A 15661-nucleotide genomic window follows, 5' to 3' on the forward strand; every position below is an offset into this window, starting at 1 on the left:
GGGCTGTTTTTCCGCCAGTTCCAGCACTATATAGGACCATGGACGCCGCCCGCCAAGGCCGATCGGGTGAGGAAGTGCTGGACTCCATCACATGCTGAACGACATCTATAACAAGCGGATCATCGAACTAGCCGGGAATATTCCGCGACTCGGGCGGTTGTCGGATCCCGATGCCACCGCGACCGCCCACTCCAAGCTGTGCGGCTCGACCGTGAAAATCGACCTCAAGATGGAGGGCGACAAGGTCACCGACTTCGCCCATGACGTGAAGGCCTGCGCGCTGGGCCAGGCCTCTTCATCCATCATGGCAAGTCAGATCGTCGGATCGACTGCGAGCGAACTCCGTGAGTTACGCGAAACTGTTCGCAAGATGCTGAAGGAGAACGGCGCGCCTCCTGAAGGCAAATGGGAAGAGATCAAATTCCTTGAGCCGGTCCGCGACTACAAGGCGCGCCACGCCTCGACGCTCCTGACCTTCGATGCGGTGGTCGATGCCATCGGTCAGGTCGAGGCCAAGGCCAAGCAGCCGGCTCCAGTGCAAGGCTGACTCCGGGCTCGTAGCCAGAGACCCCGGAAACGAAATCGGACATTCGAGGCTACTTCTGCGACGCCGTGCCCGGCTTGGCTACGCCGCCCGTCGGCACCAGGGCTTCCGCCGTCTTGGTCGACTTGGCAGGCTGCTCCGGTTCCGCGCCGAACCTCGCCTGCGTTTTCGGTGCAAGCTCCGCCATTGCCGGCGCTGAGATGTCCACATGCGGCAGCACGTCGGCCACGAGATCAGTGGTCACAAGATTGGTGAGCTTGAGCTCGCCCGCGTCGAGCTCGTGCAAATCTTCCCACGGCGGGACGCTGAGCGCGAGCGACAGCAGATCGCCGGCACCGCCCATGTCGAATGTGTATTTGGCGAGCCGACCGATGTCGCGCTCCACGATCATCAGGTCCTGCGCGCTGTAGCTCGCCGCCCTGGCATCGTCGGCGCGATCGCCCATCCAGATCTGGTGGACCCGGACATGGGCCGCGTCCGGCACGTAGCGCTTCTTGCCGGCCAGCAGCAGGAACACGCACATGGATTCGCAATAGGCCTCAGGCGCGACCGCCGGACGGGCCGACTGGCCGCCGCGGTTCTGAACGCTGATGCCGACCGTGGTCAAAAGTCCGAGATTGCGGAAGCGCCGGCCGAGCGTGATCGCGTCGTTGACGGAACCGCCGCTGGAATCGAGCACCACAGTGGCGCCGCCGAGCTGGCGTCCGCGAGAAAATTCCTCGAAATCCCTGGGCGTATCAGCGGTGATGATGCCGGTCGCGCTGACCCATCCGCGGCAATTCGGCTCGCAGGCGATCCAGCCAAACTTCATTGGCAGCTTGCGCTCTTCGAGGGCAACACCGGCTCGCGCCGACGACCCGAATGTGGCGACGGCGCCAGCGAGCATGACCCCACAGGCAGCGGCTCCCACCAGCAACCAGCCGCGAAGATTGAGCGCCCTCAGAAATTTCAAACCGATCCCTTCCCCAAGGCTCCTAAAGCGATTCAGGTAAGCCCTGCTCCGACGTTCCAATGAGTCTCACATGAACGTCACAAAAATGGTATCCGGGGGAATACAGATCGTCCACCGGTACTTGCTGCACTGCTCCCAAAAAGCACGTAAAATGTGGCGTACAAACAACAGCTTACAGTTCCCTGCGTCGGAACCGCGCATAACCTCGCTCACAATCGCGGCAAAGCGCCCATGAAGCATTCAACCTGCGAGCACTGTTCCACTCCCGTCGCGGGCGCGTTCCGGCTACCGCGCAGATTCGGCCGCGCTCTGATCTGGCTGTATCGCCACACGCTCTCGCCGTTGGTTGGCTACAATTGCCGGCACCTGCCGACCTGCTCCATCTATGGCGACGAGGCGATCGAACGGTTCGGGCTCTGGGCTGGCGGCTGGATGACGCTCGCTCGCCTGCTCCGCTGCAACCCGTTCGGTACCTCGGGCATCGACAACGTGCCCCTTAGCGCACCACAAAACGCGCGCTGGTATTTGCCGTTGGCGTTACGCCCGCTGGCGCGGCGTCAACGCCCCCTAAGCAGGATGGAGCGCTGCCTTGAGTGGAACCGGAATGCTCCGTTCGCGTTGATGTGATGCTCCCACGGGAGGAAACAACAATGCGCTGGAAAATCAGCCCTCATTCTCGCTTCAGCCTTGGGCTTGGTTCCCGGGGTGGTTCGAGAGGCCACGACCCCAGAACCCTCGACATGATCGCCATCGTCGCCCTGCTGGTGCTCGTCGTCGGCTCCGGCTGGTACTTGGCGACGAGTATTGCAACGCCGCCCAGCACGACGGCGTTCATCGTGCCGAGCCAGAGCGTTCACTGGTAATCAGCGGGACCAGAAAAAGCGTCCGGGCGGTGGTGGGATCGGCTCCGGCGGACGTGGCCGCTTCGGACGCGGCGGTTTCGCCGATGGCTCTGCGGATGAGGTCGTCTCCGCATCCGGCACTGTGTCGCTTCCCGGTACCCTCACCGACAGCAGCAAGTTCGATTCATGCATGCGCCAGCGATAGCCGACGCCGAAATCGATCGGCTGGGCGCGCGTGAACAGGTTGGCGTAGCGCTCCTGATAGCGACCGGGAAATTCGCTGATCGGCCCGAGGTAGCGGCCGAACGGGAAGAACCGCCATTGCCGCGCGTTGTAGCTGGAAAGCGGAATGCCGGAATCGTCCTGGATGATGGTCGCGCTGTTGGCAAGCAGCCAGTCGCGCGCGACGGTGAAATTGCCGGAGTGCAAGAGATAGGACGCGCTCTTGATCAGGCTGTTGCCGGGGCCGAGCGTCTCGCAGAACCTCAGGAAGCCCGCCGCGCGTGCACCTGAATTGGAGAGATCGGTCGAAAAATAATACAGGGTGCGCGCTTCGCCGTCGCTGCCGACGAAGGTGATGCGGGCGCCGCGCGTCGCGTTCGGTCCTGGATTGTCGTTGCCGACATGCATCCCGCCCTTGTCGTCGAGCGCGACCATCTCGACATTGCGGATGGTCTTGCCGGAGCGGACCAGGAAGACATAGAGGATCGGCAAGGTGCCGTTGACCTGGTTGGTGTGCAGGTCGACCTTCATTTGCTTGGTGATGAAGAAGGAGAAATTCAGGATCGAGCCGAGCGATCGCTCGACATTGTAGAGCGCGGCGCCCACCGAACCGCGCGGCAGCCGCGTCAGGTCGGGCACCGCACCGACCGGCTCCAGCGCGCCGAGCACGTAGGTGCTGGCCTTCGAATAAAAGGCGTTGGCGTAGAGGAAGTCGGGGCCGCTGAACAAATAGAACATGGTCGGCCTGGGTGCCGCCAGATTGACATCGGACCAGTTGCGGATCTTCGCGAGCTGACGCTGCTCGAGCTGCGCGAAGGCGCCGTCGAAGAACTTTGCGTGGCGCTGCCAGCCCGGGTCCTTCGTGAGCGGCACCAGCGGCGAATCCGCCGAAGGCTGCATGCCCGCAAGGAAGCGCGCGGCATCGTCGAAAGTGACGTCGGCGGCACGCGCGGACGAAACGGCCGCAGCCAGCAAGGCGAGAGCGACGGCCGCAATTCTCATGGGTCGAAACATGTCTATTCGCGATGTGATGACGTGCCAGCGGCGACCGGCCGCCTGCGGAAAACAGCATAAATCAACAGGCCCGAGAGCATGACGAGCATTCCCGACAGCGACTGCAGGGGCCGCTCGGTCAAAAGGTAGTACATCATGAACGCGGTCACGAGCAGGAAAACGAGCGGTGTGAACGGGTATCCCCAGGCCCGATAGGGCCGCGACAAATCGGGATCGGTGATGCGCAGCTTGATGACGCCGGCGACCGTGAAGAACGAGCAGAACAGCAGCGCGAACTGGATGAAGTCGAGCACCGCCTCGAAACTGCGCGTGAACAGCAGCAGATTGGCGACGGCGAGCTGAAACAGGATGGCATAGGCCGGCGCGCCGCTCGTCGACTTGCGGGAGAACACACGCAGCGCCGGAATGTCCTCGCCCATCGTCATCATCACGCGCGGGCCGATCCACATCATCGCACTGATCGAGGAGATCAGGCCGAAGCAGATCATCGCGCCGACGATCCGGCCGCCAAGGTTGCCGAAGATCGCGCTGCCGGCAACGCTGGCGACGTCGAGCTGACCCGCGAGCGCGCCGACCGGCGTAGAATAGAGAAACACCGCATTCAGCGCGACGTACAGCACGAGCACGATCAGCGTGCCCGCGAGCAGTGCACGCGGCAGGTCCCGCTGCGGCATGTTCATTTCGCCGATGATGTAGGTCGCGGCATTCCAGCCCGAAAACGAGTACATCACGAACACAAGCCCGATCGCGAAGGGGGCGCTGACGATGTGTGCGAGGTCACCAACCTGCGGGGTGAAGGCGATTGGCTGCGGGGTGCCAATGATGAAGCCGGCAACCAGGAAGGCCACGATCAGTACGACCTTCAGGATGGTCGAGATCAACTGGAAGGTCGAGGAGTGCCTGACGCCGGTCAGTTGCACGAGCGAGACCAGCCACACCACGGCGATGGCAAGCGGGATCGGCGGCACACCGGGCACGACCGATTTGGCGTATTCGCCGAACGCCATTGCGGCGAGCGCGACGGGCGCTGCAAAGCCAACCGTCGCCGACACCCAGCCCGCGAGAAAGCCGAAGGCGGGGTGATAGGTGCGGCCGAGGAAATTGTATTCGCCGCTGGAGCGCGGAAACATCGCGCCGAGTTCGCTGTAGGCGAACACCCCGCACAGCGCGACAATGCCGCCGATGGTCCACAGCAAGAGGATCGAGAAGCCCGAGGGGATGTCCTTGACCTGAAAGCCGAGGCTGGTGAAGACGCCGACCCCGATCATGTCGGCAACGACGATGGCGGTTGCGACCAGAACGGAGACCCCCGATCCGCTTCCGGTCAGCCGGCCAGTCCAGGCGGCGGTACCCGCATCTGATGCCGTCATCGGGGTCCTCAACCTCAGGCGTCATGCCTCGTGGGAAGCATCGTGCAGTTCGAGCCAGTCAATTCAAGCAGGGTTAACAAGGGTTAAATGAGGCGGGCTAAATCGGTACTCCGGCACCCTTGCTGCGCGGTCTTGGCCAATAAACCTGCGCAAACACCGGGACGTCCCGTCTCCTTTCCCCACAATCGCGACACGATTACGTGGTCCTTTTGGCCGTTCCGGATGTGGGGAAGTTTCTCCGGACACTTAACGTCGCCTAAACGCCCATCGGTTCAGTTGTCTTAATGATTGCCGATGGACTTGTGGTCATGACTTGGGGTCATGGGTGGATGGTCGGGGCCGTTCCGAAACTGAGAGCTGACATTCGTGCCGACCGGACGACGTCCGGTGCGCGCGGTCGTGCGCTCCGGATCGCTCTGATCCCGGCCTTGGTGCCGCTGTCGCTCACATTGGTTCAATGCGGCAAGGCGCCCAATCCGGCGGCGCTCGCGGCGAACTCGCAGGCCAACGTCCAGATCGTTGCGAAGACAAATCAGCAGGTCGCAAGCAGCGACACGTTCGAGGATCGCTTCCCGGCCCCGCAGTTCACGGAGCGCTTCCCGTCCGCAAGCGAGGGTTTTCTGCAACGGCAGATGTCGGACTTCTCGCCCAAGCGCGCCGTGCAGCAGCCACAGCCGGAGCAGGCGCCCTACAGGATCGCTTCGCTCGCGCCGCAGGCCCCCTACCAGCGTCCGGTGCGCGAGGACCTGACGACGCTCGTCAGCATGAAGTCGTCGGCATTCCCCTATTTCGGCAACAACCCCGCCTCCGACTCGCCGTTCCTCAACATCGCCAAGGGCGACCGTCGCGGCCACCGCAGCTATTCCGGGCGCGTGTTCTGGCAGGACGAGACCTACAGCGACAACCGCGTGCTGATGCACGTGCCCGAACATTTCGACGTGCGTAAGCCAGGCGTGATCGTGGTGTTCTTCCACGGCAACGGCGCAACGCTCGAGCGTGACGTGCGCGACCGGCAGCTGGTGCCGCAGCAGGTCACCGATTCCGGCGCCAACGCCATCCTGCTTGCTCCGCAAATGGCGGTGGACGCCGCCGATTCCAGCGCCGGCAAGTTCTGGCAGGCGGGCGGCCTCAAGCGCTTCCTGGAGGAGTCTGCGAACCATCTGGCCCGGCTCACCGGCGATCCCAACAGCGCGCGCGCCTTCGCCAATATGCCGATCGTGATCGTCGGCTACAGCGGCGGCTTCCTGCCGACGGCCTGGAGTCTCGAGGTCGGCGGCATCAGCGACCGCGTCCGCGGCGTCGTGCTGCTCGACGCCGTCTACGGCGAAATGGACAAGTTCGCCTCATGGATCGAGAGCCACCGCTCCGGCTTCTTCGTCAGCTCCTACACCCGCTACACCGCGCGGCGCGACCGCGAGCTGATGAGCACGCTGCGGCAGAAAGGCATCAGCGTCTCCGAAGACATGGACGGACCGTTGCGTCCCGGCAGCGTGGTGTTCGTCGAAACCGGTGACGGCATCACCCATCGCGACTATGTGACCCGTGCCTGGACGCGGGACCCGCTCAAGGACGTGCTGGTGAAAATGTCAGCGACGCCATCACTCGCACTGACGCGCGTGGCCTCCACCAATCCATCCCCGTCGAGTCGCTGATCAGCGACTAACCGTCCGGCTTGCAGACCTTAGCCATTGGCCTCAGGTTTTGGGCAGCTTCGGAATGCTCTCGGCAAATCCGTTGAAGCAGGCCAGCCGCTCGTCCTCTTCCTTGAAGAATCGGCAATCGGCGTAGCCCTTGGCCTTCGGCGGCTTCGGCTTCGGCGTCGGCGCGATCACCGCGTCGTAGCAATTGAGCCGGTCCTTGGTGCCGTCATCGAGGTCGAGGCAGGCCTGGAGCCGCGCCGCGATCGATTGTGGCTTGCCCTTCGGCGCCGCGGCGGGCTTGGCAGCCGCCTCTTGGATCCCGGCCTTGGGCCCCTTGGGCTTGACCTGCACCAACGGCTTGTCCCCGACCATCGGTGGTGGCTTGTCGGCTTGCGCAAACGCGGAGGCCGAATAGAGCACCGCGGCAACCGCCAGAATCATCCTCATTTCAGTCAACTCTCTTTGGTCCCCATGCCTCGCCTTCTACCGCTCCTGCGCGCGGTTTGCCAAGCGCCTTGCGCACACGAAAACGCTTCCGTTCAGGCCGGGGCGGCGGTTGCCGGCCGGGGCCGGGTCAGGACCACCAGGATCAGCGCCAGCACGACGAAACCGACCGCGACGAAGCCGAGCGTATGCAGGAGCTCGCGGGCAAACAGCAGTCCGCCGACGGCAGAGCCGACAGCCTGGCCGATATAGAGGACGGAGGTGTTGAGTGCGACGGTCGCCGATGCCAGCGACGGTGCGGCCGAGACCAGCCGCACCTGCTGCATCGAATTGGTCGAGGCAAAGCCGAGGCCCCAGATCGCGACCGCACCCGCCATCAATGCGAGCGTGCCGGCACTGAGCGCCCAGCCCGTGATCCCCGCAAGCAGCAGGCAGGTGAACAGCAGCGAGGTGCGATAGGGTCCCGAGGTGTCGACGATGCGGGTCGCGATGACAACGCCGAGGAAGCCGCAGACGCCATAGAGAGCGAACACCATGCCGATCGCATCGGGCCCGGCGCCGGTCAGCTTCTTGAGCAGCGGGCCCATGAAGGTGAACACCACGAACTGCCCGGCCATCTGCAGCATCGTGATCGCAAGCAGCAGCAGGATCGTCCTGTCGCGGCCGACGGCGCTCCAGGTCTTCAGGTCCACCGGCGTGCCCTTCAAGCCCGCCGGCAGCCGGATCAGCAACAGCAGGAAGCTGATGCAGCCGAGCGCGCCGATCCCGCCATAGGCCGCGCGCCAGCCATAGCGGCTGGCGATGAAGGTGATCAGCGGCAGGCCGACGGCGGCAGCGAGTGACCAGCCGAGAAAGATGTAGGCGATCGTGCTGCCGCGACGCTCCACCGGCACGATCAGTGCCGCCGTGCCGGCGGCCTGCGGCGTGTAGAGCGCGCCGACCGCGAGCATCGCCAGGCGGGTGACAAGGAGGCTCGTGTAGTCGGGCGCAAATGCCGATGCGAGATTGCCAAAGGCGAGCACCGCCAGCGTCGTGGTGAGCAGCGTCCGGCGCTCGATCCGGCTGGTGAGCCAGGCCGTCAGCGGCGATCCGATGCACAGGATGATGGCGCCGAAGGTGATCAGGAGCGCGGCCGCGTGGATGCTGACGTCGAGCCCCGCCGCCAATTCCGGCAGCATGCCCGCCGGTGCCAATACCGAGCAGCCGGTGACGAGATTGCCGAGCATCAGGGCAGTAGGCGCGAAACGGCCGGCGCGTGCATTTTCCATGCAGATGCATGTAGAGCAGACCTGCGACCGGTTAAAGGGCGTCGCCCGGAATAGTTCGTGCGGCGCCCCGGCTTTTGCGCGCCAGTTTCTTGGAAATGCCGGATTGCGCAGGCCGAATCGCCTGATATATCGCTCGTTCCCGCTTACCTGCGCTCGTTCGCAGGAGTGAGCCTCAGGAGACATGCAATGACCGACCAGCCCAAGGACCAATCCAGGTCCGAACAAGCCAAGGCCGAACAGACCAAGGCCGAACAAGCCAAATCCGAATCCGGCTTCCAATACAGCCTCAGCAATTTGAGACCCGTGACCCCACCGGAAAAAATCACTCTCACCTTCCCGGACGGCGCCCGGCGTGAATATGCCAAGAGCATCACCGGCCTCGAGATCGCCAAGGGCATTTCGCCGTCGCTGGCCAAGCGCACGGTCGCGATGGCGCTCGACGGCGTGGTCTCCGACCTCGACGATCCCATTGAAGCCGATGCCAAGCTCGAGCTGATCAACCGCGACGATCCGCGCGCGCTCGAGTTGATCCGCCACGACTGCGCCCACGTGCTCGCCGAAGCCGTGCAGACGCTGTGGCCGGGCACGCAGGTCACCATCGGTCCCGTGATCGAGAACGGCTTCTATTACGATTTCTTCCGCAACGAGCCGTTCACGCCGGAAGACTTTGCCGCAATCGAGAAAAAGATGCGCGAGCTCATCGCGCGCGACAAGCCATTTACGAAAGAGGTTTGGGATCGCGAAAAAACCAAACAGGTGTTCCGCGACAAGGGCGAGGCGTTCAAGGTCGAGCTGGTCGACGCCATTCCCGGCAACGAGCCGATCAAGATCTACTATCAGGGCGACTGGTTCGATCTCTGCCGCGGCCCGCACATGACCTCGACCGGCAAGGTCGGCAACGCCTTCAAGCTGATGAAGGTGGCCGGCGCCTATTGGCGCGGCGACAGCAACAACCCGATGCTGACCCGCATCTACGGCACGGCGTTCGCCAAGCAGGAGGACCTCGACGCTTATCTGAAGCAGATCGAGGAAGCCGAAAAGCGCGACCATCGCAAGCTCGGGCGCGAGCTCGACCTCTTCCATTTCCAGGAGGAAGGTCCGGGCGTGGTGTTCTGGCACGCCAAGGGCTGGACCATCTTCCAGCAGCTGATCGCCTATATGCGCCGACGCCTGAGCGGCGACTACAGCGAGGTCAACGCGCCGCAGATCCTCGACAAATCGCTGTGGGAGACCTCCGGCCATTGGGGCTGGTATCGCGAGAACATGTTCGCGGCGCAGTCGGCCGGCGACGAAGCCGAAGACAAGCGCTGGTTTGCGCTGAAGCCAATGAACTGCCCAGGCCACGTGCAGATCTTCAAGCATGGCTTGAAGAGCTACCGCGATTTGCCGCTGCGGCTCGCCGAGTTCGGCGTGGTGCACCGCTATGAGCCGTCCGGCGCCATGCACGGCTTGATGCGCGTGCGCGGCTTCACCCAGGACGACGCGCATATCTTCTGCATGGAGGATCAGCTCGCCGACGAGTGCCTGAAGATCAACGAGCTGATCCTGTCGACCTACGCCGATTTCGGCTTCACCGGCGATCTCACGGTGAAGCTGTCGACCCGGCCGGAGAAACGCGTCGGCACCGACGCGATGTGGGATCACGCCGAGCGCGTGATGGCCACCGTGCTGCGCGAGATCCAGACGCAGAACAATCACATCAAGACCGAGATCAATCCGGGCGAAGGCGCCTTCTACGGGCCGAAGTTCGAATATGTGCTGCGCGACGCTATCGGCCGCGACTGGCAATGCGGCACCACGCAGGTCGACTTCAACCTGCCGGAACGGTTCGGTGCGTTCTACATCGACCACGACAGCGGCAAGAAGCCGCCGGTGATGGTGCACCGCGCGATCTGCGGTTCGATGGAGCGCTTCATCGGCATCCTGATCGAGCACTATGCCGGCAACTTCCCGCTTTGGCTGTCGCCGGTGCAGGTGGTGGTCACCACCATCACGTCGGAGGCCGACGAATACGCCAAGCAGGTTCTGGAGCAGGTCCGGCGTGCGGGACTTCGGGCCGAGATCGACCTGCGCAACGAAAAGATCAACTACAAGGTCCGCGAGCATTCGCTGGCCAAGATTCCGGCACTGCTCGTGGTCGGCAAGAAAGAGGCCGAGACACAGTCGGTCTCGATCCGGCGGCTCGGCAGCGACGGCCAGAACGTGACCACGACGGTGGAGGCGCTCGCCGCCCTCGTCGACGAGGCGACCCCGCCGGATGTGAAGCGGGCGCGTGGCGCGGCCTGATTCCTGAAATCGATCTAAACCCGCTTTCGGTTGCGGGCGTGCATGCTTATCTCGGCATGGCACGCCCGACGACCAGCCGAAGAGGATATTGCAGTGCCTGACGCCATCGAACTCCTGAAGACCCGCCGCTCGGTCAAGCCGCGCGAGATGTCCGGACCCGGGCCCTCCCCGGCCGAGCTCGAGACCATCCTCACCATCGGTTCGCGCGTGCCCGACCATGGCAAGCTTGCGCCCTGGCGCTTCATCATTTTCGAGGGCGATGCGCGTCGGCGCGCCGGCGAGGTGATCGCAAAGGTGTTTGCCCAAAAGAATCCTGGCGCGCCTGCCGCCGATGTCGAGACCGAGCGCAAACGCCTCACGGATGCGCCGCTGGTGATCGGCATCGTCAGCTTCACCAAGCCGCATCCGAAGGTGCCGGCCTTCGAGCAGGAATTGTCGGCCGGCGCCAGCGTCATGAACATCGTCACGGCCGCGACCGCGCTCGGCTACGGCGCCTGCTGGCTGACCGGCTGGTTCTCGTTCGATCGCGACGTGCTGGATGGCCTCGGCCTCAAGCCGGACGAGAAGCTCGCCGGATTCGTCCATATCGGCACCCCGACCAAGCCGAGCGATGACCGTCCGCGACCGGTCCTTTCTGAAATCGTGACGCGATTTTAATCGAAGGCGTGTTGACGCCTTCGACGTCTTGCGGCTTTGATCCCGGCGAGGGAGGAAGCCCGGATGAAGCGTCGTGAATTTCTGGTCGGAGCCGCGCTGCTGGTCGGCACGATGGCGCGGAGCCGCGCCGCCGATATCGCCGCTCCGTCGTCCGACGGGCTCGACCGCATCACAAAGTATTTTGACAACGAGGTGACGAGCGGCCGGCTGCCGGGCGCCGTGGTCCTGGTCCAGCAGCACGGCAAGCCGGTCTATCTGAAGAATTTTGGCGTGCGCGACACCAGAACGGGCCTCGCGATGACGCCCGATACGATCTTCGCCATCCATTCGATGACCAAGCCGGTCACGTGCCTCGGCGCGATGATGCTGATCGACAAGGGCAAGCTTGCGCTCACCGACCCCGTGTCGAAATACATTCCCCTCTTTGCCGACACCAAGGTGGGACTGGAGGTCACCAATCCCGACGGCACGTTGCATCTGGATCTCGTGGCCCCGGTCCGTCCCGTCAACATCGAGGATCTGCTGCGGCACACCTCGGGCATCAGCTACGATTATATCGGCGGCAAATGGGTCGAGCAGGCCTACAAGGCTGCCGACATCTTCGAAGGTCAATTCAACAACAGGGAATTCGCCCAACGCATCGCAAAGCTGCCGCTGGCGCGGCAGCCGGGAACGCTGTGGCGCTACGGTCATTCCACCGACGTGCTCGGCAGCGTCATCGAGATCATCTCGGGCCAGACGCTGTACGAATTCCTCAAGCAGCGCATCCTCGAGCCGCTCGGCATGAGCAGCACCAAATTCGCGCTGGCGAGCGCGGACGAGCTTGCTCGAATGGCGCGGCCGCTGCCCAATGACTTCATCCTGCTTGCCGCCGAGCGCGACCGCCTCGACCATCCCGAATGGCAATCCGGCGGCGGCGGGCTGCTCTCGACCATCACCGACTATCAGCGTTTCTCGCAGATGCTGCTCAACGGCGGCGAGTTCGAGGGCAAGCGCTATCTGAGCCCCGCGGCTTTCAAAGCCATGACCACGGATCACGTCGGACCCGGCTCCGGCGTTGGACGCGATTATTTCTATTTTCCGGGCGACGGCTTCGGTTATGGCTATGGCCTTGCGGTGCGGACCGATCCCGGCAACGCCAAACCGCCGCCGCCGGGCTCGCTCGGCGAGTTGAAATGGGACAGTGGCAGCGGCACCTATTTCGGGGTCGATCCCAAGCTCGACATGGTCTACCTCCTGATGCAGCAAACCCAGAACGAGCGCAGCCGCATCACGCCTGCCTTCAAGGCGCTGGTCTATGACTGTTATCCGTCCGAGTTACGCCGCCCGTGAAGCACGCTGGCCGAAATCGGCGAGCAGCTTTGCGATCTCGGCGCCGCAATGACGAACTGTGACGACAACGCTCGTCTTTCGCGTGTCCCGGACGCGGTGCGGCACGCAGTGACGCGCCGCAGAGCCGGGATCCAGGAAGCCACGCTGTTCGCTGTTGCATAGGCCCCGGCTCTGCAGCGCACCGCCAAGAGGCGCTGCGCTGCGTCCGGGGCACGGGATCGTTGTTGAATAACTGACATGGGCTTGCATCCTCGCGGCGTGTTTCGCCCGAGCTTTGCTTCGTCGCTTCACCCTCAATTGAAAGAGGGTGCAGGGAAGACCGGGAGCCGGCTGGCTCCTATTGATCCGCTATGCCAAGGGCAGATTGCGCTACATTGCACAGCGGGAAACAGGGCAACCGGAGCATCCCGGCCTTCCCTGCGCAATGGTTGGAACGGCTTATGCCGTTGTTCTCCCCGGGGAGCGATGCACTATTGCCCCCGTCGCCGTGCGGATGGCTGATGCGCGCGGCCCGGTCGGACTGCACACATCACCGCAAGACTTGGCGCACAGACCCCGGGCGCCAGGACGACACGATTTGGCCGTACGCCGATCACACCGGTCGTGCGCGCGACGCCTTCGCTCACGGCTCTCCGCCCTGCGAAACCATCTGCGCCGATGTGATCCACGTCCACCGCCGTCCGGCCCGCGTTCGTGACGATCGCGATACGCCCTCTTCCTTGGGCCGGAGTGAGCGGAAGATACGATAATTCCGAATTCTGTAAAGGCGAATATTTTTACGCCTGCCCGTTGACCGACAATTTGTGTGTGTTGCCCGACAGGCACCGCAAGGTCTCGCGTAGCCCGGGATGAGCGAAGCGACCTCGCGGCGCGGCAGGCTGTAGAGGCGCGCATCGGTCAGAAGCTCGACAATTACCTTGGGATGGCGTTTGCCGAAGGCGGCTATTCACCGGCGAGAGCATCACCGTCCCGAACCAGTCCGACGACTACAGGCGCAGCAAGCTGTCGAGCTGCGTCTCCGCGCCGGACGCACGCCGCTCCAAAGCGACCGCCTCCTCTTCAATCCGCTCGGCATGGCGCAGCACGGCTGTGCCCTCGTCGGTCAGCACGAAACCATCCGTCGTGCGCTGGAACAGCGTCTGTCCGAGCGACTGTTCGAGCGCAATACCCGGCACTTCACACTGGAGAACGTCGGCAATGCCTATGCGCTGATCCGCGATCACGCGGCGCAGGGCAAGCTCGTCGTCGACATCTGACGGCGCTCGCGGAGACGTTTCGGAGCCCGGAGGGAGCGAAGCGCAATCCGGGCTCCGGAGCTGTGCCTGCCGCTAGTCCTCGCTGGGGGCCGCGGAGCGGTTGCGCAGATGGGCCTGCGACAACAGGAAGAACAATGCGCGCTCGCCATGATATTTGGCGGACGGCCGGGAGCGCTCGAAGCCATCGGCAAATATCTTGCCGGCGTGGTCGCACACCCGCCACCGCCAGCCAAACCGCTTTCGCCTGGTGAGGATCACTTCGAACATGCCGACGAGCTTGGTCCCCTGCTCCTTGCCGGTCTCGCAGACGCACGAGGCTGCTCCGGCCTCCCCCGTTAGAGGGATGCCCGACATATAACGCAGCAGGATGGAAAGCGAATAAAATTGATTGTCGGAAATAGGTATCTTGCACCGGCTGTGAGGAAGTCGAGACGCTTCCGGAATAAGCGGATGGTGCCGGTGTTGATCGGCGCGTAGCGAAAACCATCTGCTTCCCGCACGCGCGACGCGACTGGCGGTACTAAGATATGGGACATTCGTGCGCTGAATGAGAAGCGTTCGCCAAGCGCACGAAGGACCGCGTCAGCCGCATGCGGGATCACCGCTTAAGCGTTAGCGCGCGACGACTTCCACTTCGCCGTCGACGCCGTTGACGACGTTGAAGCCGCGCTCGTAGACCTTGCCCTCGTTCTTGGCGATGGCGCGGTATTCGCCTTCGGAGAGCACCACGCGCGGGAAGGCGCCGATCGATTCCTTGATGACGTCGCCGCCCGGGGTCAGCACCGACCAGGCGGTGTTGGCGAGCGCCTCGCCCCCTCTGTCGCTGACCAGCTTGAGCGTGATGACGGCGGCGCGGTGGGTGATGGTGACGTCGGTGAGCTTGCTTGCCTGGACGCGGATGTCCGAGCGCACCACCGAATTGGCGTCGCCGTAGTTCGAGATGATGTAGTAGGTGCCTTCCGGCAGCAGCACGACGTCGCCGGCGGCGACGTTCGGCACCAGGGAGGCGCGCTCGCCGGACTCGAACTGGCTTCCCTTGTAGATCGCGAACGATATCTGGTTCTGCGGAATGCGGCTGGTGCCGACCCGGCCCTCGATGCGCAAGCCGCCGGCCGGCAGCACGAATGATTCGCGGTCGGTCTCGGCCTTCAGGCTGACTGTGCGCACCGCGCTGACGAGGCCAAAGGCAACGTGCACGACGTAATTGCCGGGCGGCAGCACGATGTTGGGCGTGGCGTTGCGGTCCTCGCGGATCAGCTTGAAGGTGCCGTTCTCGTCGGGACGATCGGCAAACACGCGCCAGACCAGGCCGCTGGTGATCGGCGGGGTGTCCTTGCCGTATTTCGCGGTCAGCGACAGTACGCCCTGTCCGGGCACGGCCGCGTTGAGCGGCGCGGCGGACGGCACGGTCGTGACCGCAGGCGGCGGCATGCTGGGCGTGGTCGGCTGCATGAGGGTCGGCGGCAGGCTCGGAGGTCCGGCACCCGGGCCGGAGGGCGGCGCCAGGCTGACGGCGCCGCCGGGGTCCGGCACCGAAGCGGGCGGCACCGGCGGCGGACGATCAGAGAAAAGCTGCGCCTGCGCAGCGTTTTGGCCGAGGGTATAGAGGCAGGCAGCAAGGATCACCATCGGCAGCAGCGATGCGCCGCGCCGCCATCCGATGATGCCGTCACCCCCGAGAGTCATGCCACCTGCTTTTCACCGAAAACGCGGCAAATTCAAGCCTCCGAAACCCCAAGAAATACGGCCCAATCCGGTTTTGGAACCCGGTTGACGCCCGCGCGATTACCCCACACGCAACCGCCCGTCGCCATACTCCTGCCCCGTGTCCTTC

At 64.0% G+C, this 15661-nt stretch carries 13 protein-coding genes and 2 pseudogenes; 7 read left to right on the forward strand and 8 right to left on the reverse strand.

The window, feature by feature from the left end; genetic code table 11:
• Positions 1-91: 91 nt before the first annotated feature.
• Entirely contained in the window at positions 92-547 is a 456-nt protein-coding gene (locus tag ACVWW3_RS15610) for an iron-sulfur cluster assembly scaffold protein (RefSeq protein ID WP_247353174.1), read from the forward strand.
• Between the two features lie 49 nt (positions 548-596).
• On the opposite strand, the gene ACVWW3_RS15615 is transcribed toward ACVWW3_RS15610, so the two are convergent.
• Positions 597-1496 carry a hypothetical protein gene (locus ACVWW3_RS15615; RefSeq protein WP_456649427.1) on the reverse strand — a complete coding sequence of 300 codons (900 nt, stop codon included), beginning with the start codon at positions 1494-1496 and terminating at the stop codon, positions 597-599.
• A 231-nt stretch (positions 1497-1727) separates the two neighbouring features.
• Between ACVWW3_RS15615 and yidD the strand changes: the two are divergent.
• Positions 1728-2067 (forward strand): annotated as a pseudogene (gene yidD, locus ACVWW3_RS15620) (membrane protein insertion efficiency factor YidD).
• 79 nt (positions 2068-2146) lie between these two features.
• Positions 2147-2359: a hypothetical protein gene (locus tag ACVWW3_RS15625; RefSeq protein ID WP_247353168.1), complete on the forward strand. Its 213-nt coding sequence runs from the start codon at positions 2147-2149 to the stop codon at positions 2357-2359.
• On the opposite strand, the gene ACVWW3_RS15630 is transcribed toward ACVWW3_RS15625, so the two are convergent.
• Positions 2360-3574 (reverse strand): hypothetical protein, encoded by a 1215-nt coding sequence (locus ACVWW3_RS15630; RefSeq protein WP_456649425.1) that lies wholly within the window; start codon positions 3572-3574, stop codon positions 2360-2362.
• Positions 3575-3576: 2 nt separating this feature from the next.
• Positions 3577-4944, reverse strand: coding sequence for an APC family permease (locus ACVWW3_RS15635; protein WP_456649424.1), 1368 nt, complete (start codon positions 4942-4944; stop codon positions 3577-3579).
• A 329-nt stretch (positions 4945-5273) separates the two neighbouring features.
• Between ACVWW3_RS15635 and ACVWW3_RS15640 the strand changes: the two genes are divergently transcribed.
• Positions 5274-6596, forward strand: a complete 1323-nt coding sequence (locus ACVWW3_RS15640) for an alpha/beta hydrolase (RefSeq protein WP_456649822.1) — start codon at positions 5274-5276, stop codon at positions 6594-6596.
• Positions 6597-6638: 42 nt separating this feature from the next.
• On the opposite strand, the gene ACVWW3_RS15645 is transcribed toward ACVWW3_RS15640, so the two are convergent.
• Together ACVWW3_RS15645 and ACVWW3_RS15650 are read right to left on the reverse strand one after the other, a co-directional pair.
• Positions 6639-7031: a hypothetical protein gene (locus ACVWW3_RS15645; RefSeq protein WP_247353163.1), complete on the reverse strand. Its 393-nt coding sequence runs from the start codon at positions 7029-7031 to the stop codon at positions 6639-6641.
• 92 nt (positions 7032-7123) lie between these two features.
• The gene (locus ACVWW3_RS15650) at positions 7124-8296 is read right to left on the reverse strand and encodes an MFS transporter (protein WP_456649423.1); all 1173 of its coding nucleotides are present in this window, start codon (positions 8294-8296) and stop codon (positions 7124-7126) included.
• Positions 8297-8482: 186 nt separating this feature from the next.
• Here ACVWW3_RS15650 and thrS point away from each other — a divergent pair, with 186 nt between their 5' ends.
• The 3 genes from thrS (at position 8483) to ACVWW3_RS15665 (ending at position 12571) form a co-directional block, all read left to right on the forward strand.
• Positions 8483-10582, forward strand: a complete 2100-nt coding sequence (gene thrS / locus ACVWW3_RS15655; protein ID WP_354046475.1) for a threonine--tRNA ligase — start codon at positions 8483-8485, stop codon at positions 10580-10582.
• Positions 10583-10675: 93 nt separating this feature from the next.
• Positions 10676-11239 (forward strand): nitroreductase family protein, encoded by a 564-nt coding sequence (locus tag ACVWW3_RS15660; RefSeq protein WP_456649422.1) that lies wholly within the window; start codon positions 10676-10678, stop codon positions 11237-11239.
• Positions 11240-11302: 63 nt separating this feature from the next.
• The gene (locus ACVWW3_RS15665; protein ID WP_456649421.1) at positions 11303-12571 is read left to right on the forward strand and encodes a serine hydrolase domain-containing protein; all 1269 of its coding nucleotides are present in this window, start codon (positions 11303-11305) and stop codon (positions 12569-12571) included.
• Between the two features lie 862 nt (positions 12572-13433).
• On the opposite strand, the pseudogene ACVWW3_RS15670 reads toward ACVWW3_RS15665, so the two are convergent.
• The 3 genes and pseudogenes from ACVWW3_RS15670 to ACVWW3_RS15680 form a co-directional block, all read right to left on the reverse strand.
• Positions 13434-13791, reverse strand: a pseudogene (locus ACVWW3_RS15670) (hypothetical protein); the annotation flags it as partial.
• A gap of 108 nt (positions 13792-13899) precedes the next feature.
• Positions 13900-14181 carry a hypothetical protein gene (locus ACVWW3_RS15675; protein WP_247353153.1) on the reverse strand — a complete coding sequence of 94 codons (282 nt, stop codon included), beginning with the start codon at positions 14179-14181 and terminating at the stop codon, positions 13900-13902.
• Positions 14182-14439: 258 nt separating this feature from the next.
• The gene (locus ACVWW3_RS15680) at positions 14440-15513 is read right to left on the reverse strand and encodes a hypothetical protein (protein WP_456649420.1); all 1074 of its coding nucleotides are present in this window, start codon (positions 15511-15513) and stop codon (positions 14440-14442) included.
• Positions 15514-15661 lie beyond the last annotated feature (148 nt).

This window comes from Bradyrhizobium sp. LM2.9 (assembly GCF_054056555.1).

What these genes read in the sequence shown, in the direction of transcription:
- ACVWW3_RS15675 (WP_247353153.1), bottom strand. Translation starts at nt 14,181, where the DNA reads ATGTCGGGCATCCCTCTAACGGGGGAGGCCGGAGCAGCCTCGTGCGTC.
- ACVWW3_RS15610 (WP_247353174.1), top strand. Translation starts at nt 92, where the DNA reads ATGCTGAACGACATCTATAACAAGCGGATCATCGAACTAGCCGGGAAT.
- thrS (WP_354046475.1), top strand. Translation starts at nt 8,483, where the DNA reads ATGACCGACCAGCCCAAGGACCAATCCAGGTCCGAACAAGCCAAGGCC.
- ACVWW3_RS15665 (WP_456649421.1), top strand. Translation starts at nt 11,303, where the DNA reads ATGAAGCGTCGTGAATTTCTGGTCGGAGCCGCGCTGCTGGTCGGCACG.
- ACVWW3_RS15630 (WP_456649425.1), bottom strand. Translation starts at nt 3,574, where the DNA reads ATGTTTCGACCCATGAGAATTGCGGCCGTCGCTCTCGCCTTGCTGGCT.
- ACVWW3_RS15650 (WP_456649423.1), bottom strand. Translation starts at nt 8,296, where the DNA reads ATGGAAAATGCACGCGCCGGCCGTTTCGCGCCTACTGCCCTGATGCTC.
- ACVWW3_RS15680 (WP_456649420.1), bottom strand. Translation starts at nt 15,513, where the DNA reads ATGACTCTCGGGGGTGACGGCATCATCGGATGGCGGCGCGGCGCATCG.
- ACVWW3_RS15640 (WP_456649822.1), top strand. Translation starts at nt 5,274, where the DNA reads ATGGTCGGGGCCGTTCCGAAACTGAGAGCTGACATTCGTGCCGACCGG.
- ACVWW3_RS15625 (WP_247353168.1), top strand. Translation starts at nt 2,147, where the DNA reads ATGCGCTGGAAAATCAGCCCTCATTCTCGCTTCAGCCTTGGGCTTGGT.
- ACVWW3_RS15635 (WP_456649424.1), bottom strand. Translation starts at nt 4,944, where the DNA reads ATGACGGCATCAGATGCGGGTACCGCCGCCTGGACTGGCCGGCTGACC.
- ACVWW3_RS15645 (WP_247353163.1), bottom strand. Translation starts at nt 7,031, where the DNA reads ATGAGGATGATTCTGGCGGTTGCCGCGGTGCTCTATTCGGCCTCCGCG.